The organism is Deltaproteobacteria bacterium (genome assembly GCA_021737785.1).
GTDB lineage: Bacteria > Desulfobacterota > DSM-4660 > Desulfatiglandales > Desulfatiglandaceae > AUK324.
This window is the reverse complement of the sequence record JAIPDI010000002.1, coordinates 23,707-48,478: the sequence shown is the minus strand read 5'-3', so window position 1 is coordinate 48,478 and position 24,772 is coordinate 23,707. Positions and strand designations below refer to the sequence as shown.

The window sequence follows — 24,772 nt, the reverse complement described above, 5'->3', positions numbered from 1 at the left end:
TCCGCCTTTACAATGCGCCAAGCATAAAGCGCGCCATTTCCAGATCGTAGGGGGTGGTGACCTTGATATTTTTCTCCGAACCTTCCACGACCGTCACCGGGATTCCCGACCTTTCCACCAGGAATGCGTCATCCGTGGCCTCTTCCCATGCTTCAGCCAGGGCCCTGTGATGGGCCTTCAGGATGTCGGCATAGCGAAAAACCTGAGGGGTCTGAACCATCCATACCCGATGCCGATCATAGGTCTTCACCACCTCGTGGCAATCGTTCACCTCCTTGACCGTCTCCTTGGCAGGGAGGGCCGCGATCACGGCCCGGTGGACCCTGGCGGCATCCATCACCCGCTTCAGAAGCCTTTCATCGATCACAGGCCGGACCCCGTCATGGATCAGGACCAGATCGTACCTGCCTCCCGTGGCCTCGACTCCCAGCCTTACCGAATCCTGGCGACGCCTGCCCCCCGCAACCACTGATTCGACCTTTGTGAGGCCGAATTCCTCTACGATATACTCCCTGCAGTAGGCCACATCTCCGGGGGGCGCCACCAGGACAACCCCGTCCACCTGGCTGCATTCCTGAAAATGGATCAGGGTCACGGCAAGGATGGGCCTTCCATCCAGACTGAGAAACTGCTTGGCCCGGCTGCTCTTCATCCGAATGCCGGATCCCGCGGCCGGGATGACGGCAACGGTCTTGAGAGACGAGGGGTTCTTCATGAGGGCCTCAGCTCAGACATTTTAATGTTCCTGTGAGAGCGGCTTTCCAGCCGCGAAATGTCGTGGCAAGATGCCGCTCACACAAGACTGTGATATTTTTAACCTGGAACCTGTGAATGCTTACCAGAAAACAAAAGCAGGTCCGGGACCGAATTCCTTTCCCCGAACCTGCTCACAACAAGGAGTCTCTTCATCCCTGGACAACCTTCCGGGTCTGCTTTTTCAGGCGGTTGATCCGGCGTCGAAGGATATCGGCCTGCTTCCGGTCTTTGCCCGAACGGACCGTCTTTCTTTTTTCCCTGAGCTGGGCCATTTGGGCCTTTATTTCGTGAACGCTGGCCTTTTCCTTCTGGCCCTTCTTTTTTTTGCCCTTATCCAGAGTGTCATCTTCAATGCCGTAATACTCCTTGATAATGGACAGCAATTCCCCTTTCTTCATGGCATGGGCCCCCACAACTCCGGGGATCTCCATGGCCACTTCTCTCAGTTCAATGGCCGTCATTTTGTCCAGAGGCTTCTTGAACTCAGGCGCCTTTACCGGCGGCTTCTCCTGAATCTCTTCCTTAGTCTCCTGATTGACCGCTTCTGTAGTCTCTTCTACCATTATTGTGTCTCCTTTTGTAATATAGGCGCAAGGCGCAAGGCGTTAGGCGCACGGTATAGGGGCTTTCTTTTATCACACCTTCGCTCTCGACTCAACAGGAACCTTAACGGTTTTGTAGATTTTAACTGCCCGCAATAATTCGTAATCCACATATCCCCAAGACGGCCTGATGGCCGCAACCAAACCTGCCAAGGCCGGATTCACAGAGAGCCACAAAGATCTCTTTTATCCAAAGGCTATTACCGGATAATGGACGAGGGCCCGGCAGGCCTTGGTGTTCTGATCCTGAATTTTTCTTCCAGGATCAGAACGACCCCGTCAAGTCTTCTTCGCGTCCTTTGCGCCTTTGCGGTTCGACGATACCAAATCCCTCAATTCCTCAATTCCCGAATCCTCTCTTTTCTACCCCTTTTTCAAGAAAGGCGTCAGCAGGTCGATGGGCAACGGGAAGATCGTGGTTGAATTGCTCTCCGACGATATCTCCCGCAGGGTCTGAAGGTATCTCAACTGGAGGGCCTCAGGATATTTCCGGATAATTTCCGCGGCGTCCGCCAGACGGGTGGCGGCCTGGTATTCGCCCTCTGCATTAATGACCTTGGCCCGTCTCTCCCTCTCGGCCTCGGCCTGCCTGGCCATGGCCCGCTGCATCTCCTGGGGCAGATCGATGTGCTTGACCTCTACCGTGGCCACCTTGATTCCCCAGGGATCCGTATGTTTATCCAGAATATTCTGAAGCCTCGTATTGATCTTGTCCCTCTCGGCCAGCAGCTCGTCCAGTTCCACCTGGCCGCAGACGCTCCGCAGTGTGGTCTGGGCCAACTGGGACGTGGCAAAGAGGAAATTCTCCACCTCGATGGTGGCATTAGTGGGATCCATGACCCGGAAATAGATCACTGCATTGACCTTGACCGACACATTGTCCCGGGTGATGACATCCTGCGGCGGCACGTCCATGGCAACAAGACGAAGGCTCACTTTCACCATCTTATCAATGATCGGAATCAGGATAATCAAACCGGGTCCCTTTGTCTTGATCACCCGGCCCAGACGAAAGATCACTCCCCGCTCGTACTCCTTCAGGATCTTGATGGCCGAGGCCAGGAACAGGACAACGAGCACGATCGCTAATATGTAAAACATATCATCCTCCTTTACTGAGAGTTGCGTAGTTGCCGGGCGATGGATTCGGGGCCTTCCTGACCGTCAGTACCAGGCCCTTGATTCCTGTCACTTCCACCTTGTCTCCGGGTTCAAGACGTTCTTCTGAAACCGCCCGCCAGTATTCCCCATGGACAAAGACCAGACCCTCCGGCGCGATCAGTTCTCTGACCTCCCCGATTTCCCCCAACAGGCCGTCGGTTCCTCCTCTCGGCCGCGTGTGATAGGCACGAAACGCCAGGGCCGCCACAGCCACGAAAAATCCGCCGATCAATAGAATCGTAGGCAACATCAGTCTCAGAGAAACCCCCACATCTTCAAACAACATGATAGACCCCAGGGTCAGTGAAATCAGTCCTCCGATGGAAAGAATGCCGTAGCTCGCCACCTTGACTTCCGCAATAAACAATATGACGGCCAGGAGAATCAGGAGAAGTCCTGCATAGTTCACCGGGAGGGTCTGAAAGGAGAAAAACGCCAGGATCAGCGATATGGCGCCGATGACTCCGGGAAAGATCGCCCCGGGGTGGGAGAGCTCGAAATAGAGCCCGGCCAGACCGATCATCATAAGGATATAGGCGATATTGGGATCGCTGATGGTCTTGAGGACCCTGTCCCGGAATCCGGGCCTGTAGTGTACCTGTTTCAGCCCGGTGGTCTTGAGGATCACGTTGCCCTGCGGCATCCGGATCTCTCTGCCGTCCAGGTCCCTGATCAGGTGGTCCAAATCTTTGACCACCAGGTCCACGACATTTTTCTCAAGGGCCTCATCCGCGGTGATGGAGACGCTCTCCCGGATCGCCTTTTCCACCCACTCGCCGTTTTTCCCCTTGTCTTCGGCGATCCCCCGTGCATAGGCGGCCATATCGTTGACCACCTTTTCGGACATGGTCTTCTCAATATCTTTGCCGCCCGCAGTCACCGGATGGGCCGCTCCGATATTGGTCCCCTCTGCCATGGCCGCCACATGGCCTGCCACGGTGATCATCACGCCGGCCGAGGCGGCGCCTGCCCCCCTGGGACCCACATAGACCACCACCGGGATCGGGGAATTCAGGATGGCCTTGATAATGGACCGCATGGATGAGGCCAGGCCGCCGGGCGTATCCAGACGGATAATGGCAAGGGCCGCTGCCTGATCTTTGGCCATTTCAAGTCCCCTGACCACGTACATGGCGGTTCCCGGGTTAATCGGGCCTTCCAGTTCGATGATCACGATCTCGCCTTCGGCAACCACATCGGTTTGCCCCGATACGGGCTGCCGGATCCAGAAAAGGGAAATCAGGGAGATGAACATCAGCAAAGGGAGTCGTAATTTACCCATGGGTCCTTACCTCCAGGCCGATCCGGGTCATGATCTTTTTGATATCCTCCCAGACCTCCCGTTTGCTCGACGGGTTCCTCAGCAGGTAGGCCGGATGAAAGGTGGGCATCAAGGGGATGCCCTGGTATGAACGCCATTGCCCTCTTTGCGCACTGATCTTGAAATCCGCGCCCAGGAGGGCCTGGCCGGCCACCCTGCCCAGGCAGCAGATGACCTCAGGGCCGATGATGCGGAGTTGCTCCCTCAGAAATGGGATGCATGGCTCGATTTCATCTTTCTCCGGATCCCGATTCCCGGGGGGATGACATTTGACCACATTGCAGATGTAAACATCTTTCCGGGTCAGGCCCATGCCGTTTTCAATGATCCTGGTCAACAGCTTTCCGGATTCGCCCACAAAAGGCCTTCCGGCCATGTCCTCATCATGTCCCGGACCCTCGCCCACAAAGACCAGCCTGGCCTCGGGAGACCCCTCGCCGAATACCAGATGGGTCCGGGTGTTATGCAGCTTGCATTGCTGACACTCGCCGATACGGTCCCTCAGCTCTTCCAGTTGTCCGGAGCGATTCCGGACAGGTGTCGTCTCTTTGGTCCTGGGGGAAGGGGAGGGGGCCGGCGGGACCGGTCTTGCCCGGACCGGGTCCGGAACGGCCAGGGCGTCGATCGGGACCGGCGGGGGATCCAGACCCATCTCCTGATAGGACTTGAGGAGGGCCCTCATATGGGAAAAGATCTCTCTAATTTCCGTTTCCGTATTCACGGCCTCGCTCCAAGGCGGGCTGCACCCGCAAGTCGGTTTCGGGTCATCGGTTCATGGGCCTCATTGGGAGCCGAATGCCCAACGCCGGGGTTTCCGGTGTCACCGATCGACCCATCGACAATTCGACCTCTCCACCTGACCTTCTCAATTGCTATGCTTCTTTCCTTCGGAGGGCCATGGCCCGGTCCAAAACCTGGTCGGCCACCTCATCTTTTGTCATGAGGGGCGCATCCTCCACCCGTCCGTCCCTGTAGATGAATTTGACCCGGTTGGTGTCTGTTTCAAACCCCGCATCAATACTGGAGACATCATTGGCCACAATCATATCCAGGTTTTTTGCCTTCAGCTTTTTTTCCGCATTGGCCAGCAGGTTTTCCGTCTCCGCGGCAAATCCCACCAGGATGCAGGGGGATGCGGTCTTTGTATCTCCCAGACAGGCAAGGATATCCGGGTTGCTGATGAGTTCCAGAGATACGGACGCGGCCCCCTTTTTGATCTTCTGAGCCGCACACTCCCGGGGTCTGTAATCAGAGACCGCCGCGGCCTTTATGACGATATCACATGCCTCACGATTTTCAAAAACCGACCGGTGCATCTCCTCTGCGGTCTTGACAGGGCAGAACGTAACCCCGGAAGGCGCCTTCAGGGTTGTGGGACCGCTGACCAGGATGACCTCGGCCCCCCTCCGCGCAGCCGCCCTGGCCAGGGCATAGCCCATCTTGCCCGAAGACCGGTTGGTGATGTATCTGACCGGATCGATAGGCTCTACGGTCGGGCCGGCCGATACCAGGATCCTGCGTCCGGAGAGGTCCTGATCGGAGAGGAGCGATTTGGCCTGTTCAAGTATTTCAATGGGCTCCGGCAGCCGCCCGGGGCCGTCGGCCCCGCAGGCCAGTTCCCCCTGGCCGGGCTCAAGGACGATGATCCCCCGTTTCCTGAGCACACTGAGATTTTCCTGAACCGCCGGGTTCATGAACATCCGGTCGTTCATGGAGGGACAGACAAGGATCTTGGCCGTAGCGGCAATCACGCAGGTGGAGAGGAAATCATCTCCGATGCCATGGGCCATCTTGCCGATAAAATCGGCCGTGGCCGGCGCAATGATGATCAGGTCCGACTCCTGGCCCCACCGGATGTGGTCCATGACCGTCCCCTCCTGATCAAACATCTTATGGACCACCCGGTTGCCCGAGAGGGCCTCGAAGGTGAGGGGCGTCACGAACCGGGTGGCGCTCCGGGTCATGGCGACCCTGACCACCAGTTTCTCCTTGACCAGAAGCCTCACCAGCTCCGCGGCCTTGTACGCGGCAATCCCGCCGGTGACGCCCACAACAACCTCTTTTGTCTTCACATGCGCTCCTTATACCAAGAATATATACGTGAAATTACTAACGCGGATGCCCGCAATCAAAACGCCTGTGTGCTGTCCCGTCATTCCGGCATGCCCTTAGCCGGAATCCACTCCGGCGTATTTCTGGATTCCGGCCAAAACCGTGCCGGAATGACGGAAGGGTAAGTGTGCAGTTGAAGGATGGCCATATTTTGGTTCATCCGGTTTTTGCGTACTTTCAGTTTTTCAGATGACCCTTCCTTTTGTTCGTCATTCCGGCGAATGCCGGAATCCAGTCAGATGATGCTATCATACAAGTCCTTCCAAGTAGGGTTATCACTTTCAATCATTCGCATTTTCCACACTCGCTTCCATTCCTTTATTCTTTTCTCCCGAAGGATTGCAGAATCCATTGTCTCATGAAGCTCGTACCAGACCAAGAGGTGGACATGGTATCTTTTCGTAAAGCCCTCAACCAGATCATTCTTATGTTCCCAGACCCTCTTTGGAAGATCTGAGGTGACACCTACGTAGAGGGTGCCATTTCTCTTGCTCGCCAGGATGTATACGGCAGGCTGCTTATCCACTATCCGGACCCATTCTCCTGGATTCCGGGTAAGGGCATGCCGGAATGACGGAATCGGCCTGAAAACGCTGAAGGATTATTCATTTCCCTCATTTCCAGCCTTTGGAACCCACAAGTACGCAAAAATCGGATGAACCCATATTTTCCTGTTTTTCATGACAGAAAATCTGGCAATAAGGCCTAATGAACGCCCGTAGCCGAGCCGAGGATAGGAGAGGGGCGTCGTCTTAATGTGTGAGAGGGTCCAGACCCGATCTTCGCGGCATAGATGCCGCTCCCACAGAAGGATTTTTATCTTTTATTCTTCACACAATCGGATCTAAGCTCTTCAAGAAACGGCTTGAAATCAAAGTACATTCCCCGCAGTGCGATTTCATAGGCCATCCGTTTATCCGTATCATTTTCCAGCAGGCATTTTCCGGTGGTCACCACCTCGTAAGCCATCTCCAGAGACGCGGCATTCAGGATGGTGACGTCCGTCTCCATCCCTAACGATAACCCCAGGTTTGTTGCAGCCAAATAGGCCGGGGCGGCAGCTGTCAGAGGGTCGTTCCTGTAGGACTTCTCATCCAAAAGAAAGGCGATATCCAGGTCGGATTCTCTCCCTGCTGCGAGGTTCGCATTGGAACCGAATAAATATGCCGCCACTACCTGTCGGCCTCCAGGATCAGATCCCTCGAGCCCGGATCTCAATTGGTCTTGTATGTAACGAAAATTATTATCTGCCATGCGCCTGATCCGCCGCTTTTGGGCCCTGAGGGCTTTCAAGTGAAAACATGTTGCAAAAGACGAAGGTCTCTGGTGAAACTCCTAACAAGTTGCCGGAAAGCTTCCTGAACTAAAGGATTGTAAAATAACAGATGCCCCATGTCAAGAATTGCCGCCTGTTGCCGGCAATTCTCGTTATCGAGGTGGACTTGGGGTCACAAGGCGGTGCGGGTGGCAACTTGCTCATGCGGGACCGGAAAGCCGCTTGTCCGGCCACCTTGTCACCCGGCAGGGGGGGGTCATGAATTGTCATGGAGGGTCTTTGTGGGTGTGTCATGCCCGCCCGGCATGACTAATGCTTGATTCGTCAGGTGGGGCAGACGGGCCTGTTCGTCCTGGATTGAACCGCGCCTTTGGCGATCCATTTCAGAAACCGGGTCAGAGGGCCCGGTCTGCCTCCTCCTCCCCTGGAGGGAGTTGCCTCAGGCGCTTCAGCAGACCCGTCCGCTCTCAGCGAAATTTTTTCTTTTGTTTCAGGCATCATCACCCTGGGTCAAAACAGATCGGCGTGTCCGGTTTCACCCATTTTCATCCAGATCCGGTAGAGGGGTTCACCCCCTTGCTCAAAGCAGGTGTAGCCGGTCGAATCCACCTCTTCGACCATCACCTCCCCCAACTCCCTGCACTGCGCCAGCCAGTTTCGGAAGTGGGCGCCTCCTCCGAAATAGACCTTTGTCCACCGGTTTCCCTCTTCATCCACCCGCTCTTTCACGCGCTCCTCCGCGGCCATCCGTTCCTGGATGCCCTCGGCAGGGTCGTTCTTTTGGCAGTTCAATTCTGTCCCTTCTCATCCGAGGATAAAATTACAGGCCATATGTGATCTACCCTTTTCTGCCGGCCGCGGCATAGTAAATCGTCTCACCTTTTCTCTCGGTTCGGATTTGATCCGTGCTCAACAGATTTCCAAGATATTTCGATACCTCATTAAGGTGCATTCCGAACCCCTCGGCGATCTGGCCCGCGGTGCATGGCCGGCGTTGGAGCATCGCCAGTACCGACTCCTTGGTCGCCCCCAATTTGAGGTCTTTTTGATTCGAAAATTCGGCAATAATCTCTGCCGGTGGGTGAAAAAGATGCGTCAATTCCATCATCCGTTCCTTGGATACAGGCACGGCAAAATCCTCTGCTGCCGGACGTATGGCGGTATTGAGCTGGATCCGGTCGGGTCCGATCTCCTCTGCCAGTGCGGCAATCTTCCTGACATCGCCGGGCATGGCGTTCCTGCCGGAAATGAGAAAGACCTCCATCCACAACCGGCCGGTGTACTCCCTGCGAAAGGCCTTCTGTCCGCTGATCAATTCTTCAAACCGCAGTTCGGCGTGGGGACGGTTCACCCAGCCGAAAGAGGCCTGATCCCAGGCGCTCAGGGAGACCTTCACAATGCTGGCCTGTGCGGCTGCCTTTCGCACCTCAGGCAGGTGGAGCAGGGTGCCGTTGGTCAGAAGGAGAGAAGGGATCTCGCTCTTTTCCCTGATCAATGCCAGCACATCTCCAAAACGTTCATGGAGGGTGGGTTCCCCTGACCCCGAGAGGGTGATATAATCTGCCACGCCATCGGTTTCGAGCCATTCTTCAAGTTCGGCAAGGACCTCTTGGATGTTGACATATTCCCGACGCTCAATGGTCTTATCCGTGGTCCGGCCCAACTGGCAGAAGACGCAATCCAGGCTGCACGTCTTGTAAGGGGTCAGGTCTATGCCCAGGGACCGTCCGAAACGCCGGGACGGCACCGGGCCAAACAGGTATTTCCTATTTTCCATGCGCTGTTTTCCTCGTTAAAAGGTGGTCTACGTGATCCGTATCGATATTATGATATTGACCGCTCAATGATGTCTTGAAAAGTTACCCCGCCACGCCGATTCCCTCGACCTCAGGTAGAGAGAGTTGTTTTTGCTTGTTCGTTCTGGGCAGGAATACTGAAAACACCGATCCTTTGCCCGGCTCGCTTTCAACCGCAATCCTTCCGCCGTGTCCCTCGACAATGGCCTTTACAGAGGCCAGACCCAGGCCGAAGCCCTCTTTCTGTTCTACGCCTCTGCCCCGGTGAAAGCTGTCGAAAACATAGGGCAGTTCATCCGCATCAATGCCGATCCCCTCGTCCTTAACCTCTACAATCACCTCGTCAGGGGTCGTATGGGTGGAGAGGGTGATGGTTCCCTTGTCTTTTGAAAATTTAATGGCGTTGTCCAAAAGATTGCTGAAGACCCTGCGCAACTTGTTGCTGTCGCATATGATCACCGGGAGTTCTTCCTCATTCTTGAGTTCCAGACGAAGTCCGGATTGCGAGGCCTTCAACTGGTAGGCATCTGAGAGCTCCATCAATTCCTTATCCAGGGAAGTGGCGCTCAGGTTCAGCTTGAGTCGTCCTGCCTGCAATCGGGAAAACTCCAGAAAATCATTGACCAGCGATTCAAGTTTTCCCGACTCCCGCCTTATGATATTAAGATAGTCCCTCTGCTTTTCCTCGTCAAGCTGCCTTGCTTTCTTGATCAGCCGCAGGACAAAGCCGCCGATGACGGTCAGCGAAGACTTCATGTCATGGGCGAACATGGAGATGAGATTGTCCTTCTCCCGTTCCAGGGTCTTCAGGCGGGAAATGTCCTGGAAGGCCTCCACCCCGCCGATAAGTCTGCCGTTGTCGTCCAACAGCGCCGCCGTATTCATTCTGACCGGAATGATTTCTCCATACCTGTTCCTGATGGTGCTATCGATCCTCACCACGGGGTGCTGGCGGTTGATGGCTTTTTTCAAAGGGCAGTCGAGCTTGCACATACCGCCCCGGAGGACGTCGCCGCAAAAGCGGCCCACCGCCTCTTTCTCGGAATAGCCCGTGAGCTTCTCGGCCCAACGGTTGAGACTGGTCACCTTCATTTCGGGGTTGACCGTAAGAATGCCCACCGGCAGGCTATCGATGATAAAACTGTAGAAGGCGATGTTTTGGAAATCCTTCTCCGGCCTGTCCTCGTGGTCCTCGTTCTTTTTTTCCCCTTTCATGACATCCCCTTCTTAATTTCCTGAACTCCGGGGGTGCCGACCGCCCGAGACAGCCGGCCCCATTGGATAGAAAAAACACTGACCCGTTCCGGTCTAATCTTTCAGCAGGGCATTCTTCCTCCGTTAGCCCCGTGTCCACGGGATTTGCCGGGACCCATTTTTTCAGGCGCCTGGGAATCGGCAGCCAAAAGCCGATTTCCAGATGGTGTCTGTCCCGACCTCGTCATTTCTGCAGGAACCCCTATGCCTTTGAAAGGACGATGATAACGGCCACGAGAATCCCTGCTCCCAGGGCAAACAGGCTGTATTTCTTGTTTTCCGCTTCTGCCTGGGGCAGGAGGTGGGTGGCCCCCACATATACCAGCGCCCCTGCAGAAAATGCGAGAAGGGCGCCCAGGAACGGCTCGGAGATCCGGCTGATGTACGGGTATGATACGAGCATGCCCAGTGGAGTTGTCACGGCTGCTGCGAGAAATGCCAAAAGGAAGGACCGTTTCTCGCTGAATCCTGCGCGAATCAGGAGGAGGTAAGTGATAATACCCTCGGGAAACTCATGAAGGACCATGCCGAAGGCGGCCAGAACACCGGTAAATACACTAACGCTGAATGTGATGGAGTATATGAATCCGTCGATAAATGAATGAAACCCGATGCCGAACATCGGGATGAGGCCGATGGCATAGTGCTCGTTCGAGCTTTTGTCGCAGACAAATGCATTGATGAATCGATTAAACAGATGGAGGCTGATGTACCCGGCGAACAGATAAGAAGGCGCCTGCCCATTCATCAAAAACGCCTTGGGAATGATGTGCAAAAATGAGACGGAAATCAGCACGCCTGCGGCAAAACAGACAAAATAGATGCTATTGTCCCGGCCCCATCGCTCAAAACGTCGAATGACATAAATGCCTATGGAGGTCACGAAGGCGGCCAGAAAACTGGCACCGAAGGCGGTCCAGAATGTGTTCTCCATGCCTTTCACCACCTAAAAAGAGACTCATCAATATTGAAAGCCGATCCCCTGCGTCAGAATGATGACCAGGAATTATGGTGAAAGATCAGTCATCCGGCCTGCATCGCCGCGAACAATTCATCGTGAAGGCTTCGATTGGTCGCCAGGCAGTCAGGCAATTGGACCTGGTATGGCGCGCCTTTCATGGTGGTGCACCGCCCGCCCGCCTCTTTAACAAGGAGTATGCCGGCGGCCGCGTCCCAGGGCTTTAATCCCGGATGGAAATAGGCATCCAGCCATCCCGCCGCCACATAGGCCAGCCCCAGGGCCGCTGAACCTGAGGCACGCACCGTTCCGCAGCGCGGAAGAACCCGGCCTAAATATCTCAACATCCGCTCGCGCACCTCATTTTCGTGCCCCCAGTCCAGTCCCACCATGGCCTCTTCAAACCTTTTTATGCGGCTGACGTGAATCGGCACATTGTTGAGCCGGGCCCCGGCCCCCCTGTGGGCCACAAAAGTCTGATCCCGCAAAGGATCGTGGATGACCCCTATGAGCGGTTTTTTCCCCTCCAGCACCCCGATGGAGACCGCGAATAGCGGATGGTGGTGCGCATAGTTGGTCGTCCCGTCCAGGGGATCCACTACCCACGTAAATCCACTGCCGATGGCCTCGCCTCCCGCTTCCTCAGAGAGGATCGCGTGATCGGGAAAGCGGGTCTGAATCAGTTCAACTATCACCGATTCCGCTGCCATATCCGCATCGGTCACCAGATCGCGGAGGCCTTTCAGGGTTATGTCGCGGCCTCCCGGGTAACGGCCGGCAATGATCCGACCCGCCCCCTGCGCCGCCTCGATAGCGGTCTTCAGCATAACCTGTTTTCCTTCCCGAACAGTTCAGGCCATCGTGACTGCATATAGCCGATGATCTTTTCCGCGGATTGCGGGGGAGACAGGATATCCGATTGGACCGTGACTTCCGGATTTTCCGGCGCTTCGTAGGGCGCGGAGATTCCGGGCATCGCCCCTTTCAGTTTTCCTTCCGCGGCACGCTTATACAGGTCTTTTTGAACAGGCTGGCCCCGGCGGGACGCCTCCCGATCCTCACATGTCTTGAGAGGACACTGTACATAAATTTCTGCAAAATCAGGAATCAACTGTCGGGCCAGATCCCGGAATTCCCTGCGATTTCCGGTTGCATCGATGATCACATTCCTCCCCCCCTCTGTCATCAGGAGTTGGGCCATCATGACCAGCGAGCGATATACGATACCCCGTTCTTCATCAGTGTATTTTGGATTGGGGGTGACCACCTTCCGTATATGATCAAGGCTGAGGGTAACCGCTTCAACCCCCGCTCCTGACAATTTCTCCAACAGCTCTTTCAGGATGGTGCTTTTGCCTGAACCCGGTAGTCCGGTCAGCCATAAACAGAAGCTCATTTCCCCTCCAGATATGCCGCGATCTTCTCGGGGTCGAACCTCGCTGTCTCGAGGACGGAAAGCCCGAAGTCAATCAGCTTTCTTTTTGTTTCGACGGTATCGTCCGGATAAAATTTCGGATTGGCGATGACCAGTACCCGGAAGGCGAAAAAGGGTTGGGCAACCTCAAAAAATCCCGCATCGCCGGTCTTTTCCAGGTAGGCGTCCAGGAAGATCCGGAACAGGTCGGCAAAGGGACCCTCAAAGGTCCCGCGATCTTTCACTGCGTAGTGGATATAATTCATGCCAAGACAGGATACATCGTCGGCAGGTTCGCCCCAGGTCCCCCTGGAGCGGTCCAGGAGGACAAAATCATCCCCCTGCAATCGGATGTTGCCCGGATGATAATCGCCGTGCACGCTGCACAACCGTTCTCCCCTGTCCCTGATCTTCCCCCACCAGTTCAAAGATTTCCCGGCATAGGCAACCAGTTCCCTGTCCGTCGTGAAATCAACCGGGTCGTAGGCATCGATGATCCCCATGATGCACTCGCCGTGCCCGATCAGGTCTCGGATCCGCCTTCTGTAAAGGGTCTTCGCGTCTTCCCCCGTATACCTGAGGGCATGGACATCCGCGATGAAACGGGCGAGCATCCCGGCCCGTTCCCTGTCCAGATCGTTCAGGCGTCCCCGCTTCAAAATCGCATCCAGATCCTCGAAATAAGAGACCCCTTCGGCCTCCTCCATGAATATATAGAATTCCCTGGCGTCTTTTACGGAAATGAGCCTCTCCGGCGATTCCCCCACCACATCCGTGGCCCTCACATGCTTGGGCATCTCATTGAAATTGGCCTGGGCAAGGAGGAGGACCTGTGCCCTGTCCGAATAATGATCGTGTCCGAAACGAGAATGAAAAAGGGTCTTCATGATCAATCGGTCTTCTCCCTTCGGATGGGTAAATGTCACCCGATAGGCCGTGCCGTGCACCCCCTCGCCCAGCCGTTCCATGGAGATTAAAGAGGTTTTTGATCCGAAACGCTCTTTCAAGTAATTTTCGACTTTGACGTCAATATCCATTTTTATCCCCAGCCATTACCTCATTGCCGTCCGGGCGATTGTGAACACCCGCGTTTTCGCGGTATTCCCTTGCCCGGGACAAGCGGAAAACAAAAAAATAGCTCACACAGAGACACAGAGACACGGAGACCCTATTAGAAATATGGGCTTCCTTCCTTTGCACGCTTACGGGACAGCACCAGCCGTTTTGGTTGCGGTTATACGCTTTATCTATCTACTGGAATCGCTGTTCTCCACCATCAGGGCGCCGCTTACGAAGTCGACGCTCTTGATCCGTCCTTTGATGAACGTCCTGTCACCAAAGAGGTCGCTCGCCCAGAAGCCTGCACCCTCCGCCTCTATTCCGGCCACATCCTTCATGACCTCATTCCGCTCATTTTCCGAAACCGTATAAATGGTGCTCAAACACATATTTCCCTCCAATTAAACCCGTCCGGTTTCCGCCAGGAGGTTGTCGAACAGGGTTCCCGCCGCATGGAGGGCTTCCCCCTTCTCCAAGAGACGACCTTCCAGGGAGGCATCAAATACATCCGGATCGTTTGGAATGGACCCGATGACCTTTATTCCCCTGTTTTTGAGCTCACCTTCCAGCTGCCGGACCACTTTTTCAGAAGGCGCCTTGTTCAGGATCGCAAACGCTTCTTTTTTCATGCCGGCCGCAAGGGCTTTGATTTTTTCAGCGATGATGATGGATTCATAGGAGGGTTCGACCACCAGCAGGACCGCGTCCATCCCCTCATCGACCCCCCTCCCGAAATGCTCTATACCTGCTTCCATATCCACCAGGGCGATCTCATTTTCACCCAGGCGGAGCTTTTTCAGAAATTCGCGGCTCAGCACCCCCATGGGGCAGGCACACCCTTCAAGGGACTGGAGGATTTTACCGATACTCACCAGCATCCGCCCGTCCCGTTGCTGAATATGGGGGGACTGGATGTCTTTTACAGTGATCTCGGATTTATCAAAAAGGCCGGGACTTCCCAGCCTCTTCTTTACAGAAGCCTTCCCGCCGAGAAGCTCCATGAGCGGCACGGGTGGGTCATCAAAACCGAGGGTCCTGAAAAGACCGGAATTCGATTCATCGGAATCCACCACCAGAACACTATATCCTCTTTCCTGGGCCGCATTGGTCAGCAGGGCAACAACCGTGCTTTTTCCACTCCCTCCCTTTCCACAAACAGATATTTTCATGATTTGGGTCTCCACGTTTCCGTCTTGAAATTCAATGTAATTGTCGGCATCTTATCTTCTCCATTTCCAAGGCGGCCTGACGGCCGCAACCAATCCCGCCAGGCGGGATTCACACAAAGCCACCAAGACACAAAGAGTTTTTCGCGCGGGGTCTCTTTTTCTCGCCCCGTGGCGGGACATTAAAATGGGTACGTAATGCTCGGCGACGACCCCAGGGCTCTAGATACCTTTTATGAAAGGCAGCAAGAACGACCGGTGTATGAAAGCCTGTTCTTGGGTCTGTAACGAACCGCAGTTTAACGCCCTGCTGCCGTTCCCGCGAGCTGTTGCCGGTTTTTGTCCCGCCACGGGGCGGGAAAAAGAGATCCCCACCCGCGGAAGTCATTTCATCATCTTCATCGCCTCCTCCACGGTTTCCCCGTTTACGGTGATTGCATAGATGGCATTGCACATCTTTATGGCCTCATCTAAGGATTTCTGGTGAATGTTTCTGCCGGTGGCATTTCCTGATGCACCGCTGACGAATATCTGATCGTGAAGGCGTTGCAGAAAGCCTTTTGCATCCACACTTGAACCGCCCGCGCAAACGACCTTGGTGCGACCTGCCGCCAATACCGCTTCTTTGAACATCTCCTTGGAGTCATGCCCCGCCTTTTTGGGATAGTTCACCTTCACAAAATCGCTGCCAAGACATGCGGCCACACCCGTGGCGCCGGCGATCAGGTGGGGGTCTTTTTCATCCGCCACCGCCTTGCCGCGGGGATAGATCCAGAGTACGGTGATCAACCCATGCTGATGCGCATTGGAGACGGCCCAGGCGGCCTGATGAAGCATCTCGGGTTCGTATTCACTGCCCAGATAGAGCGTATAGCCGACTGCCGCAATGGTGAGCCCGCTGTTGTCCCGAAAATCAATGACTTCTTCCACATCGAACCACTGATTGCTGAACGGATCCGACTGAGACGTCTTAACGAGATTTGTCTTGGAGTTCAGTTTCACCAGATACGGCACATCAGGATAATCCATCCCATATCTGGCAATCAGACCGAGCTGGGTTGCAAAAACCCCTATCTTCGACCGGCTTGCGATCCTGAACAGGTGCTCCGGATCGCCGTCATCCGGATGAATTCCTTCCCCATGAAAATCGCTGTTCAGATGTTCGACCTTCTGATCTCCCGCAAAGAGCATCAATCGCCCGCTGTTTCCGGTAATGGTGCGATAATTCGAGATATAGTCCTCTCTCATGGCCCTTGGAACATCCAGAGGGACCAGGACATCATTCTCTTTCAAATCCATACATGTCTCCTTATTCCTTATGAAAGCGTCATCTTGTGGTTCTCAAGGCCTTTTTGCACCCCGGATGAGTCGTTCCACGACATCCGCATCCAACAGCGTTGAAGTATCGCCCAAATCGGAGATATCTCCCGCTGAAATCTTCCTCAGGAGCCGGCGCATGATTTTTCCGCTTCGCGTCTTGGGGAGGGCGTCCGCCCATTGTATCTCTTCGGGCGTGGCAATCGGGCCGATGAGCCGACGCACCTGTTGCACCAGTTCCTTACGGAGCGCATCGCTCGGCGTCTGATCCGGTTTGAGGATGACAAAGGCATATATCCCCTCGCCCTTGATCTCATGAGGAAAGCCTACGACCGCGGCCTCCGCCACTGCCGGGTGTGCCTGAAGAGCGCTTTCCACTTCGGCCGTACCCAGACGGTGCCCGCTGACATTGATCACATCGTCCACCCGGCCGGTGATCCAGTAGTCGCCGTCCTCATCCCGTCTGGCCCCGTCACCGGTAACGTAGTAGCCGGGATGATCCGAAAAATAGGTCTTTTGAAAACGTTCCGGATCATCGTAGATCGTGCGGGCCATTCCCGGCCAGGGACTCTTTATACAGAGAAGCCCTTTGCCCGGCCCTTCAATTTCATGTCCGTTTTCATCCAGCAGGCAGGGTTCTATCCCGAAGTAGGGGACCGTTGCGGCGCCCGGCTTGGTCTCAATCGCCCCCGGCAGGGGGCTCAGAAGGATTCCTCCGGTTTCGGTCTGCCACCAGGTATCCACAATCGGGCACCGGCCCCGGCCCACCACCTCATAATACCAGTGCCAGGCCTCCGGGTTGATCGGTTCCCCCACAGTACCCAGTAGACGAAGGCTGCTCACATCCCGGTTGCGGACCAGTGCGTCCTCCTCCCTGTGAAGGGCCCGGATGGCGGTGGGCGCGGTGTAAAAGCTGCTGATCCGATATTTTTCCACCACATCCCAGAATCGGTCATAGGCCGGATAGCTTGGGACCCCCTCGAACATAACGCTGCTGGCGCCCGCGCAGAGTGGGCCGTAAACCAGATAGCTGTGGCCGGTGACCCAGCCGATATCCGCCGTACACCAGAAAGTATCCTCATCCCTGTAATCAAATACATCCAGAAACGTGCTTACCGCATACAGAAGATACCCCCCGGTGGTGTGCACCAGCCCCTTGGGCTTGCCTGTGCTGCCGGAGGTGTAGAGGATGAACAGCGGGTCTTCGGCATCCATCCATTCGGGTTCGCAATAGGGCTTGAGATCCGGGGCCCGCATCTCCCGGTGATACCAGACATCGCGGCCCGGCTTCATGGATACCTCCCATCGGGTCCGGCGAACCACGAGCACCTTTTCCACCGAGGGACAGTGTTCCAGGGCCTCATCCGCATTGTGTTTCAGGGTCACCACCCGTCCCGACCGGAATCCGCCGTCACTGGTAATGAGAAATCGGGACCGGCAGTCCTGGATCCGATTGGCCAAAGACTCGGCGCTGAACCCGCCGAAGACCACGCTGTGAACCGCCCCGATACGCGCACATGCGAGCATGGCAATGACCAGATGAGGAATCATGGGGAGATAGAGCGTGACCCGATCGCCTTTCCGGACGCCCAGCTTTTTCAGTACCTGGGCCAGCTTGTTGACCTCGTAATAGAGATCCTGATAGGTAAAGGTGCGGCTGTCGCCGATCCGTTCCCCCTCGAAGATAATAGCGGCCTTGTTGCGCCGCCAGGTCTGAATGTGCCGGTCCAGGCAGTTGTAGGCGGCGTTCAATCTGCCGCCCTGAAACCATGCCACGCGGCCTTGGCTGAAGTCATGCTCAAGTACCCTTTCCCAGGGGGCGTGCCAGGACAGAAGCTCTTGGGCCTTCTCCCCCCAGTAGCCTTCCGGATCCCCAATGGAGCGGTCATATTCGCGATCATAGGCCTCACGTCCCGAGATCCGTGCCGGACGCCGAAATGCCTCCGGCACGGAATATCGATCCTTCAACGGATTCATCTTCTGGCGCATGCTCCCTCCATTCTCATTCCCCGACAGGCCCCACCATGGAATACATCGCATCGGGGGAAACAGCCCGGATGGCCCGTCCATACAGGGTGTAGAGCACATCCAGAAAACTCTCGTGTCTCACCAGCACCCGGTTCTCGAAACGGATCACCAGTTCCTCGATCTTCAGGATCAATTTCAGGTAGCGATCATCGCTCATGACGGTGAAGATGCTGGACAGGTCCTTTGCAACCGCTTCCAGAAGAAATTGCGGGCCGGTCCCCAGGGCGAGACGCCAACCGGAAATCGCCTCCAGACCGATGCGTGCCATATCCGGAAGATATTCTTCCATGAACCGATCCAGCGTCTCATTCTCACCGGGGAGGACATCCCAGGACTGGAGAAGCCGTGCCCCTCCCTTTGAATCCCTCATTCCCGGCTCCTGTGCCCCCCATGCCGCAGGCGCAAGCACACAACTCGAGTAGCCCGCCACCAGGTTGGTGAACCGATTCAGCATCTCTCCTGTCCCTGGGTGGCGAAGCGCACCTTCCACCTGACTCAATGATCCGGCCAGGCTCTCAACCATTATGTGAGGACCGCCGCCCAGGAGGGTGTACCACCCCGAATCCACCTCCAGCCCCGAGGCCTTCATGGCCGGCAGAAACTCCCCGGTGATGAAGGCGGCGTACTCCTGTTTTCGACCTGCAACCGTATTCCAGGTCTGCACAAACTTGATCTGCGCCATGTTTCCCCCTCTCCGGTGTCATTCGATCCGCAGATCACTTTTTCATCTGCATCTCGTGGAGTTCATCAAAGGATTCCAGATATCGCGAGCCCGAGAGCTTTTTCTCAAAAATCATCCGGCACCCCTCCTTGGTGAGGGATTCGTCACATATATCCGGGATAACTTCGGAAAAAAACGTCCTCTTTTCAGCATCGCTCAGCTCCTCCACCGCTTTTTTAATCTCTTCAAGCTTCATTCTGCGCCCCCTTTGCTCCTTTGAGATTATACGTCCAGCGTACTCGACCAGAGACCATGGATATTGCAGTAGGCCAGGGCATGGAACGCCTTGAAGTCCCCGATCTGGTTGATCTGGAAACGGACGTTGGGATTGGAGTAAACCGGGGCCCAGGCCCCGCGACCCAGATGAACGACCTGATCGTTTTCTTTCTTGACCCCGTACAGTTCAATCCAGGCGATGTGGTGTTCCAGGGTGTTGGGATGCTCCACCTCGTGGCCCACCACGATGCGCACAATGTCCCTCCCCGACTGGTGTCCCTTGTCTATCGTAATCCTCGGGACATGCTTTTCCTTCCCTTCAGATTCCGCTGTCTTGATGATTCCTGAGAATTCCATGGGATTCCTCCTTTCAAATAGAATAGCTGTTTTTGGATCTCGCCGCAACTGCTTCTTCTCATTCCGAAGCCAGGGCGGCGCGCCTGAAGCCTGGTGTCCAATGTCTAGGGCCTCAGGGCTGCCTTTTGCCTGAGGCGGCCTGACAACCGCCATCAAAAAGATATTGGCGCTGGTTGAAAAGGAGCGGACATCTCCGCATCATGCAGAGAAGTTACACACTGCAAAGGGGCTAAAGCCTCGGATCCATATGCCCCGGCCCGCCACATTCAGGAGTATAGCAGGTGACATTGACGAAATCGCACTTCTCGCCGCATTCCGGGCAGACATCCGGCGGCGTGGCGGTGGTGATGGTATACCCGCACTTGCTGCATTTCCAATAGGTCAGCCCGCACTGGGGGCATATGTCCCCTACAAACCTGCCGTTTGCCGTATAGCCGCAGTGGGCGCACACATACTTGTCCGGTTGATTTTCCATTGTATTCCCTCCTTTCCATCAACGGGAAACATTTTTGACCATTCCTTCACCCATATTCCATCAGCAGTTCCCATTTTGAGATTAAATAACCCCCATTCCTCGTTTGTAGTGTCGCCGTAAGACGCTTTTTCAGGGCCTCAGACCCCACTGTAAACTACTCGCCGCGAAAGGCAGGGTGAGATTTGCTCCTGTTGCATGATCCCATAAATACGCTCAAGCAGCGCCCGGGAACGGCCTTGAGTGTTCATTTGACCTTGATCTCTATCTCTTTCTTTCTGGCTTCTTCCGATTTCGGCAGGGTTACCTTGAGTACGCCTTTCTTGAAGGAGGCCTCCACCTTGTCGGATTGGATGCTGACCGGGAGCCGAAAGGAACGCTGGAACGTCCCGGCATATCGTTCAATATAGTGATGGTGCTCGTCTTTTTCTTCCTTTTCTTTTTTCTTTTCACCCTTTATGGTGAAAAGGTCCCCCGAGATGCTGACGTTCACATCCTTTGCCTCCAGCCCCGGCAAGTCAGCCTTGACGAAAAGGTTGTCCTCGGTCTCCGATATGTCCACGGACGGCGACCATCCCTCTGAAAAACCCTTGACAAAGGGCTTTTCGCCAAAAAATCTGTCCCAGAGCTTATCCATTTCTCCGCGGAATAAACTGAGTTCTCCAAACGGTTTCCAGGGTACTAAATCCATGAATACCACCTCCTTTAGAGCAACTTGCCCCCCGGGCTGAAAAACATCTTGCTTTCAAGATCCATTATATCAATATCCGTGCCACCATGGCCGGGATCCCCTTATGGCATCAAACCATTTCGTTTAACGACCTTAACTGGCTAATAATATTGTGAAAAAAGCCGGTGGCGCACAACGTGTTCAAAAGGACAAACGGATAAATGAGCAGCCCCCTTCCATAGCGACAGCGTTACTTGTCGAGATGGTAACGATTAGTAGCGTTATGGTAACGCTGCATTCTCGAATCGGGTACTCCTTGACGGAAATTATCCGTTTCTCTATATTGCTTTACACCATTGCCGCTTTTTTGCGGACAGTACCAGAATTGTTTTTGTTAAATAGTGTCTTAACGAAAACTCGGAAATCCAAAAAGGTTGGAATCGAAAACTTGGTTTTATTAATTTCAGCTCTATTCCATCAATTCGGAATTCGCAATTCCTCAATTCGCAATTGTGCCTGAACGGGTTTTCGTTCAGGCACTAAATACGGATACCCATGAACAATATCCCCTCCCAGGAAACCCTGAAACAGATGGTCGCCCGATGGCTCCCTCCTCATCAGGTGGCGCAACGATTCCGAATCCACACGGATACCAGTGATTTTTTCCGGGTTGATTATGACAATGTGGTCATCCTGAACAACCGGCCCTATCTTATCCGCCATAACGCCAAGGAGCTGCGATTCGGCCTGGAAGACGAGGTCAAGTACTGGGTTAAGCGGGCGATCGATCTGGAGGACGGCAGTCTCAAAATCATGAAACTGGTATTCTATGAAAGGTTCATGTCCCGTATCGGCGATATCGAATTTGAGTGTTTTCGAAGCCCTAAGAAGGAGGCCCGCATCCTGGATCTGGTCTCCGGCCACAAGAACTTCATGCATGGGTATTCCATACGAGATGAAAAGGGCAACCTTATCCGCGTGCTGGATTTTATCAAGGGAAAGACCCTCGCCGGCCATGTGATGAATATTGACATGGATCATGAGGCCTATTTCCATGAGCGTTTCCCTGAGATTCTGGACCGGTTTTTCGGATGCGTGCAGGCCATCCGTTTCCTGCACGAGAATCTTGAGCGGCATGGGGATATCCGGCGGGATCATATCCTGATCGATCAGGAAACAGGAGATTACCGCTGGATCGATTTTGACTTCAATTATCGTCACCGGGAAAATATATACGGCTACGATCTGTTCGGGCTGGGCAATATCCTGGTGTTTCTGGCAGGGATGGGAGATGTATTGCTGGCGGATCTCAAGAAGAAAGACAACCCCCTTCTCAGCACGCTGAGCGAGGCGGACCTGAATATTGTTTTTCATAATCGTGTCGTCAATCTCAAGAAGATCTTCCCGTATATTCCCGAGCGCCTCAACCGGGTGTTTATGCACTTTTCAAAAGGCGCCAATCGGTTTTATGAGCATACCTCCCAGCTCTTGGATGATCTGGGCAATGTTTTAACATCGCTTAATAAATCTTACTCCGGATAATCCGGAACCAATCCCGCCAAATATAAGCGGGACTCACACGGAGACACCCCAGTGAAACAACAGGCAGACATGGTTTCACGGGGCGGGCAAAGACGCGAAGATCTCATAACCACATGCATTTGGTTGTCGTTGTCTTTGTGAACTTTGTGGCGCTGTGTGATGAATGAAGGAGGAAAGAGATGACCGAAGCTGAAAAAACCTACAACAAGAATATCCTGATTGCCGTGGATGACTCAGAGAATGCCCGTCGGGCGGTCTCTTATGTGGGCCAGCTCCTGGGGGGCCTTGCCGGCTTCAAGATCACTGTCCTCCATGTGGTCCCCGAACCCGAAGAGGATTACTTCCCCACCGCGGCCCAGAAGGAGGAATGGCTGTCTAAATACACCCGGAAAATCGAGGTCCTCCTGGAAGACTGCCGCAAGAGCCTGATAGGGAAGGGATTTGACCCGGAAGATGTCAGCGTGCGTTCCACGCTCCGCTACTGCCCCTCCATGGCCGAGTGCATCCTGGCTGAACGTGATGAAACCCAATACAGCACCATTGTGGTGGGCAGACAGGGGCTGTCGAGGAGTGAAGAGTTCCTCTTCGGGAGCATCTCCAGCAAGATTGTCAACCATGCACGGAACTGCGTGGTGTGGGTGGTGGAATAACACGGATTTGGAAAACAGAGGTTGAAACCGAATCGCTTTTGGTCGGCTGCGCCGGCCTTCCCGCGATGAAGCCGAAGAATGGGTTAGACGACGATGTTAGACATGCACAAAAAAAGCCCGACGATACGGGCTAACTTATTGAAATCGTTGGTGGAGCTGAGGGGGATCGAACCCCTGACCTCATGACTGCCAGTCATGCGCTCTCCCATCTGAGCTACAGCCCCTTGATCTTTCTCGATGATTCAGCGCGTGTCCCCGTGGACCGGGAGTCACTCGCTGAATAACGGCAATTTTATACAGGAAGTATAGGCCGATGTCAATATGATATTGACATCCTTTTTAACTTTTTACTATACTTTAAAATTCAAAGGCCGATCACACCAAACCTCACTGCCGGAGTGGTGAAACTGGTAGACGCGCTGGACTCAAAATCCAGTGATCCTTGCGATCGTGTCGGTTCGATTCCGACCTCCGGCACCACGTAAATTCAAAGGGTTGGATCAAAAATCCGATCCCCTTTTTTATGCATCAATCCCTGAATTCTCGAATTCTCACTCCCTCTATTGATCCATCTCGAGCATCCGCAGAGTCTCCCGGGCGATCTTCAATTCCTCATCGGTCGGGATAACCAGGACCTTGACCTCACTGCCGGGCGGACTGATCTCCCGAACCCCGTCTCCGCTGGCCAGATTTCTTTTCGGGTCAACCGCAATCCCCAGTCTGTTCAAACCCCGGCAACACAGGTCCCGGATAAGGGGGGCGTTCTCGCCGATGCCTGCCGTAAAGATCACGGCATCCAGATGCTCCAGGGCCGCAAAATAGGCCCCGATATATTTGCGGATCCTGTAGGCATAGACATCTATGGCAATCGCGGCACGGTCGTCTCCGGCTTCCATCCGGCTGATCACGTCTCGCATGTCGTTGGATCCGCAGAGCCCCTTCAGCCCGCTCTTTGTATTCAGCACGGTCTCGATATCCTTGTGGGACATCCCTGTGATGCCTGCCAGCAGCAAGGGAAGGGAAGGGTCCACGTCGCCTGAACGGGACCCCATGACCAGACCGGCCAAAGGCGTCATCCCCATGCTGGTATCGATGCTTTTTCCCCCTTTTATGGCCGCCATGCTGGCCCCGTTGCCCAGATGTATGGAGATCATGTTCAGCGCTTCCAGGGGACGGTCCATATGGGCCGCGGCCTGCTCCGCCACATAGGCGTGGGAGATCCCGTGAAATCCGTATCGTCGGACCCTATTTTCTTTATACAAATCAAAAGGGATGGCATAGAGAAAGGCCCTCTCCGGCAGGGTCTGATGGAAGGCCGTATCAAATACCGCCACCTGCCGTGCGTTTGGAAAAAAACTCGCCGCCACCTCGATTCCGATCAGATTGAAGGGGTTATGCACCGGCGCCAGCGGAATATTCTCCCGGATAGCGGAAATGACCTCTCTGTCAATTATCGTGGTGCTGGAGAACCTCTCCCCCCCATGGACCACCCGGTGCCCTACTGCAGCGATATCCTCCCCCCTTCTGATGACGCCGTGTTCCGGGTCCATCAGAAAATCGACGATGCGGTGCATTCCGATGGCATGGTCGGGGATCGGCGCCTCTATTGATTTCACTACAGGCGCCTTTCCGGGCATCATTTTCCGGTGGGTGACATGCCCCTTGTCTTCACCGATTTTTTCAGCCATGCCCGAGGCCATTCGTCTGTGATGCGCCATGTCAAACAGCTCATATTTGATGGAAGAACTCCCCGTGTTGATCACCAGTATCTTCATAACCGCCCCCTGAAATGCCCTCCGGTTCAAAGGGGTTATCCTCTCCGAATCCGTCTCCCATTGTCAAGTCCCTAAGGCGGCCTGACAGCCGCACCCAATCCCGCCATGCGGGACTCACACAAAGCCACGGAGCCACAGAGATTTTTTTG

The 24,772-nt window shown here is 54.7% G+C and carries 27 protein-coding genes and 2 tRNA genes; 3 read left to right on the top strand and 26 right to left on the bottom strand.

All coding sequences use genetic code 11. From position 1 onward, the window contains the following. Positions 1-7 precede the first annotated feature (7 nt). The 24 genes from ispD to K9N21_01540 form a co-directional block, all read right to left on the bottom strand. On the bottom strand, positions 8-715 hold the full coding sequence (gene ispD, locus K9N21_01655; protein ID MCF8142603.1) for a 2-C-methyl-D-erythritol 4-phosphate cytidylyltransferase: 708 nt from the start codon (positions 713-715) through the stop codon (positions 8-10). Positions 716-905: 190 nt separating this feature from the next. Next, positions 906-1,217 (bottom strand): transcription termination factor Rho, encoded by a 312-nt coding sequence (locus K9N21_01650; GenBank protein ID MCF8142602.1) that lies wholly within the window; start codon positions 1,215-1,217, stop codon positions 906-908. Positions 1,218-1,721: 504 nt separating this feature from the next. Continuing rightward, positions 1,722-2,459 carry a slipin family protein gene (locus tag K9N21_01645; protein MCF8142601.1) on the bottom strand — a complete coding sequence of 246 codons (738 nt, stop codon included), beginning with the start codon at positions 2,457-2,459 and terminating at the stop codon, positions 1,722-1,724. A 1-nt stretch (position 2,460) separates the two neighbouring features. Further along, positions 2,461-3,801: a nodulation protein NfeD gene (locus tag K9N21_01640; protein ID MCF8142600.1), complete on the bottom strand. Its 1,341-nt coding sequence runs from the start codon at positions 3,799-3,801 to the stop codon at positions 2,461-2,463. Continuing rightward, entirely contained in the window at positions 3,794-4,522 is a 729-nt protein-coding gene (locus tag K9N21_01635) for a uracil-DNA glycosylase (GenBank protein ID MCF8142599.1), read from the bottom strand. The genes K9N21_01640 and K9N21_01635 overlap by 8 nt, the downstream gene beginning before the upstream one ends. A 190-nt stretch (positions 4,523-4,712) precedes the next feature. Next, entirely contained in the window at positions 4,713-5,912 is a 1,200-nt protein-coding gene (gene coaBC / locus K9N21_01630) for a bifunctional phosphopantothenoylcysteine decarboxylase/phosphopantothenate--cysteine ligase CoaBC (GenBank protein MCF8142598.1), read from the bottom strand. A 275-nt stretch (positions 5,913-6,187) separates the two neighbouring features. Continuing rightward, on the bottom strand, positions 6,188-6,478 hold the full coding sequence (locus tag K9N21_01625) for a GIY-YIG nuclease family protein (GenBank protein MCF8142597.1): 291 nt from the start codon (positions 6,476-6,478) through the stop codon (positions 6,188-6,190). Between the two features lie 290 nt (positions 6,479-6,768). Next, on the bottom strand, positions 6,769-7,125 hold the full coding sequence (locus K9N21_01620; protein ID MCF8142596.1) for a nucleotidyltransferase domain-containing protein: 357 nt from the start codon (positions 7,123-7,125) through the stop codon (positions 6,769-6,771). Positions 7,126-7,738: 613 nt separating this feature from the next. Then, positions 7,739-8,020 carry a hypothetical protein gene (locus K9N21_01615; GenBank protein ID MCF8142595.1) on the bottom strand — a complete coding sequence of 94 codons (282 nt, stop codon included), beginning with the start codon at positions 8,018-8,020 and terminating at the stop codon, positions 7,739-7,741. 46 nt (positions 8,021-8,066) lie between these two features. Then, entirely contained in the window at positions 8,067-9,005 is a 939-nt protein-coding gene (locus tag K9N21_01610; GenBank protein MCF8142594.1) for a radical SAM protein, read from the bottom strand. 82 nt (positions 9,006-9,087) lie between these two features. After that, complete coding sequence (locus tag K9N21_01605) at positions 9,088-10,239, bottom strand: PAS domain-containing sensor histidine kinase (GenBank protein MCF8142593.1); 1,152 nt, start codon at positions 10,237-10,239, stop codon at positions 9,088-9,090. Positions 10,240-10,480: 241 nt separating this feature from the next. Continuing rightward, positions 10,481-11,212 (bottom strand): ZIP family metal transporter, encoded by a 732-nt coding sequence (locus tag K9N21_01600; GenBank protein ID MCF8142592.1) that lies wholly within the window; start codon positions 11,210-11,212, stop codon positions 10,481-10,483. Positions 11,213-11,301: 89 nt separating this feature from the next. After that, positions 11,302-12,063 carry an inositol monophosphatase gene (locus K9N21_01595; GenBank protein MCF8142591.1) on the bottom strand — a complete coding sequence of 254 codons (762 nt, stop codon included), beginning with the start codon at positions 12,061-12,063 and terminating at the stop codon, positions 11,302-11,304. Beyond that, positions 12,057-12,632: an adenylyl-sulfate kinase gene (locus tag K9N21_01590; protein MCF8142590.1), complete on the bottom strand. Its 576-nt coding sequence runs from the start codon at positions 12,630-12,632 to the stop codon at positions 12,057-12,059. Before K9N21_01590 ends, K9N21_01595 begins: the two co-directional genes overlap by 7 nt. Continuing rightward, positions 12,629-13,687 (bottom strand): aminoglycoside phosphotransferase family protein, encoded by a 1,059-nt coding sequence (locus tag K9N21_01585; protein MCF8142589.1) that lies wholly within the window; start codon positions 13,685-13,687, stop codon positions 12,629-12,631. The genes K9N21_01590 and K9N21_01585 overlap by 4 nt, the downstream gene beginning before the upstream one ends. A 210-nt stretch (positions 13,688-13,897) precedes the next feature. Next, positions 13,898-14,098 carry a CooT family nickel-binding protein gene (locus tag K9N21_01580; protein MCF8142588.1) on the bottom strand — a complete coding sequence of 67 codons (201 nt, stop codon included), beginning with the start codon at positions 14,096-14,098 and terminating at the stop codon, positions 13,898-13,900. Between the two features lie 12 nt (positions 14,099-14,110). Continuing rightward, positions 14,111-14,878 (bottom strand): adenylyl-sulfate kinase, encoded by a 768-nt coding sequence (locus K9N21_01575; GenBank protein ID MCF8142587.1) that lies wholly within the window; start codon positions 14,876-14,878, stop codon positions 14,111-14,113. Positions 14,879-15,259: 381 nt separating this feature from the next. Next, positions 15,260-16,174, bottom strand: coding sequence for an aldolase (locus tag K9N21_01570; GenBank protein ID MCF8142586.1), 915 nt, complete (start codon positions 16,172-16,174; stop codon positions 15,260-15,262). Between the two features lie 42 nt (positions 16,175-16,216). Continuing rightward, complete coding sequence (gene acs / locus K9N21_01565) at positions 16,217-18,181, bottom strand: acetate--CoA ligase (GenBank protein ID MCF8142585.1); 1,965 nt, start codon at positions 18,179-18,181, stop codon at positions 16,217-16,219. A gap of 13 nt (positions 18,182-18,194) precedes the next feature. Then, positions 18,195-18,902: a hypothetical protein gene (locus K9N21_01560; protein ID MCF8142584.1), complete on the bottom strand. Its 708-nt coding sequence runs from the start codon at positions 18,900-18,902 to the stop codon at positions 18,195-18,197. 34 nt (positions 18,903-18,936) lie between these two features. After that, positions 18,937-19,137, bottom strand: a complete 201-nt coding sequence (locus K9N21_01555) for a hypothetical protein (GenBank protein MCF8142583.1) — start codon at positions 19,135-19,137, stop codon at positions 18,937-18,939. A 26-nt stretch (positions 19,138-19,163) separates the two neighbouring features. Continuing rightward, positions 19,164-19,514 (bottom strand): class II SORL domain-containing protein, encoded by a 351-nt coding sequence (locus tag K9N21_01550; protein ID MCF8142582.1) that lies wholly within the window; start codon positions 19,512-19,514, stop codon positions 19,164-19,166. A gap of 229 nt (positions 19,515-19,743) precedes the next feature. After that, on the bottom strand, positions 19,744-19,989 hold the full coding sequence (locus K9N21_01545) for a hypothetical protein (protein ID MCF8142581.1): 246 nt from the start codon (positions 19,987-19,989) through the stop codon (positions 19,744-19,746). A gap of 244 nt (positions 19,990-20,233) precedes the next feature. After that, complete coding sequence (locus tag K9N21_01540) at positions 20,234-20,677, bottom strand: Hsp20/alpha crystallin family protein (GenBank protein MCF8142580.1); 444 nt, start codon at positions 20,675-20,677, stop codon at positions 20,234-20,236. 534 nt (positions 20,678-21,211) lie between these two features. Between K9N21_01540 and K9N21_01535 the strand changes: the two genes are divergently transcribed. Further along, entirely contained in the window at positions 21,212-22,198 is a 987-nt protein-coding gene (locus tag K9N21_01535) for a hypothetical protein (GenBank protein MCF8142579.1), read from the top strand. 179 nt (positions 22,199-22,377) lie between these two features. Further along, positions 22,378-22,848: a universal stress protein gene (locus tag K9N21_01530; protein MCF8142578.1), complete on the top strand. Its 471-nt coding sequence runs from the start codon at positions 22,378-22,380 to the stop codon at positions 22,846-22,848. A gap of 148 nt (positions 22,849-22,996) precedes the next feature. On the opposite strand, the gene K9N21_01525 is transcribed toward K9N21_01530, so the two are convergent. Continuing rightward, positions 22,997-23,072: transfer RNA gene (locus K9N21_01525), tRNA-Ala, on the bottom strand. Positions 23,073-23,240: 168 nt separating this feature from the next. Here K9N21_01525 and K9N21_01520 point away from each other — a divergent pair. After that, positions 23,241-23,328 (top strand) — tRNA-Leu (locus tag K9N21_01520). Between the two features lie 80 nt (positions 23,329-23,408). On the opposite strand, the gene K9N21_01515 is transcribed toward K9N21_01520, so the two are convergent. Next, positions 23,409-24,623: an acetate kinase gene (locus K9N21_01515; GenBank protein ID MCF8142577.1), complete on the bottom strand. Its 1,215-nt coding sequence runs from the start codon at positions 24,621-24,623 to the stop codon at positions 23,409-23,411. Between the last annotated feature and the right edge of the window lie 149 nt (positions 24,624-24,772).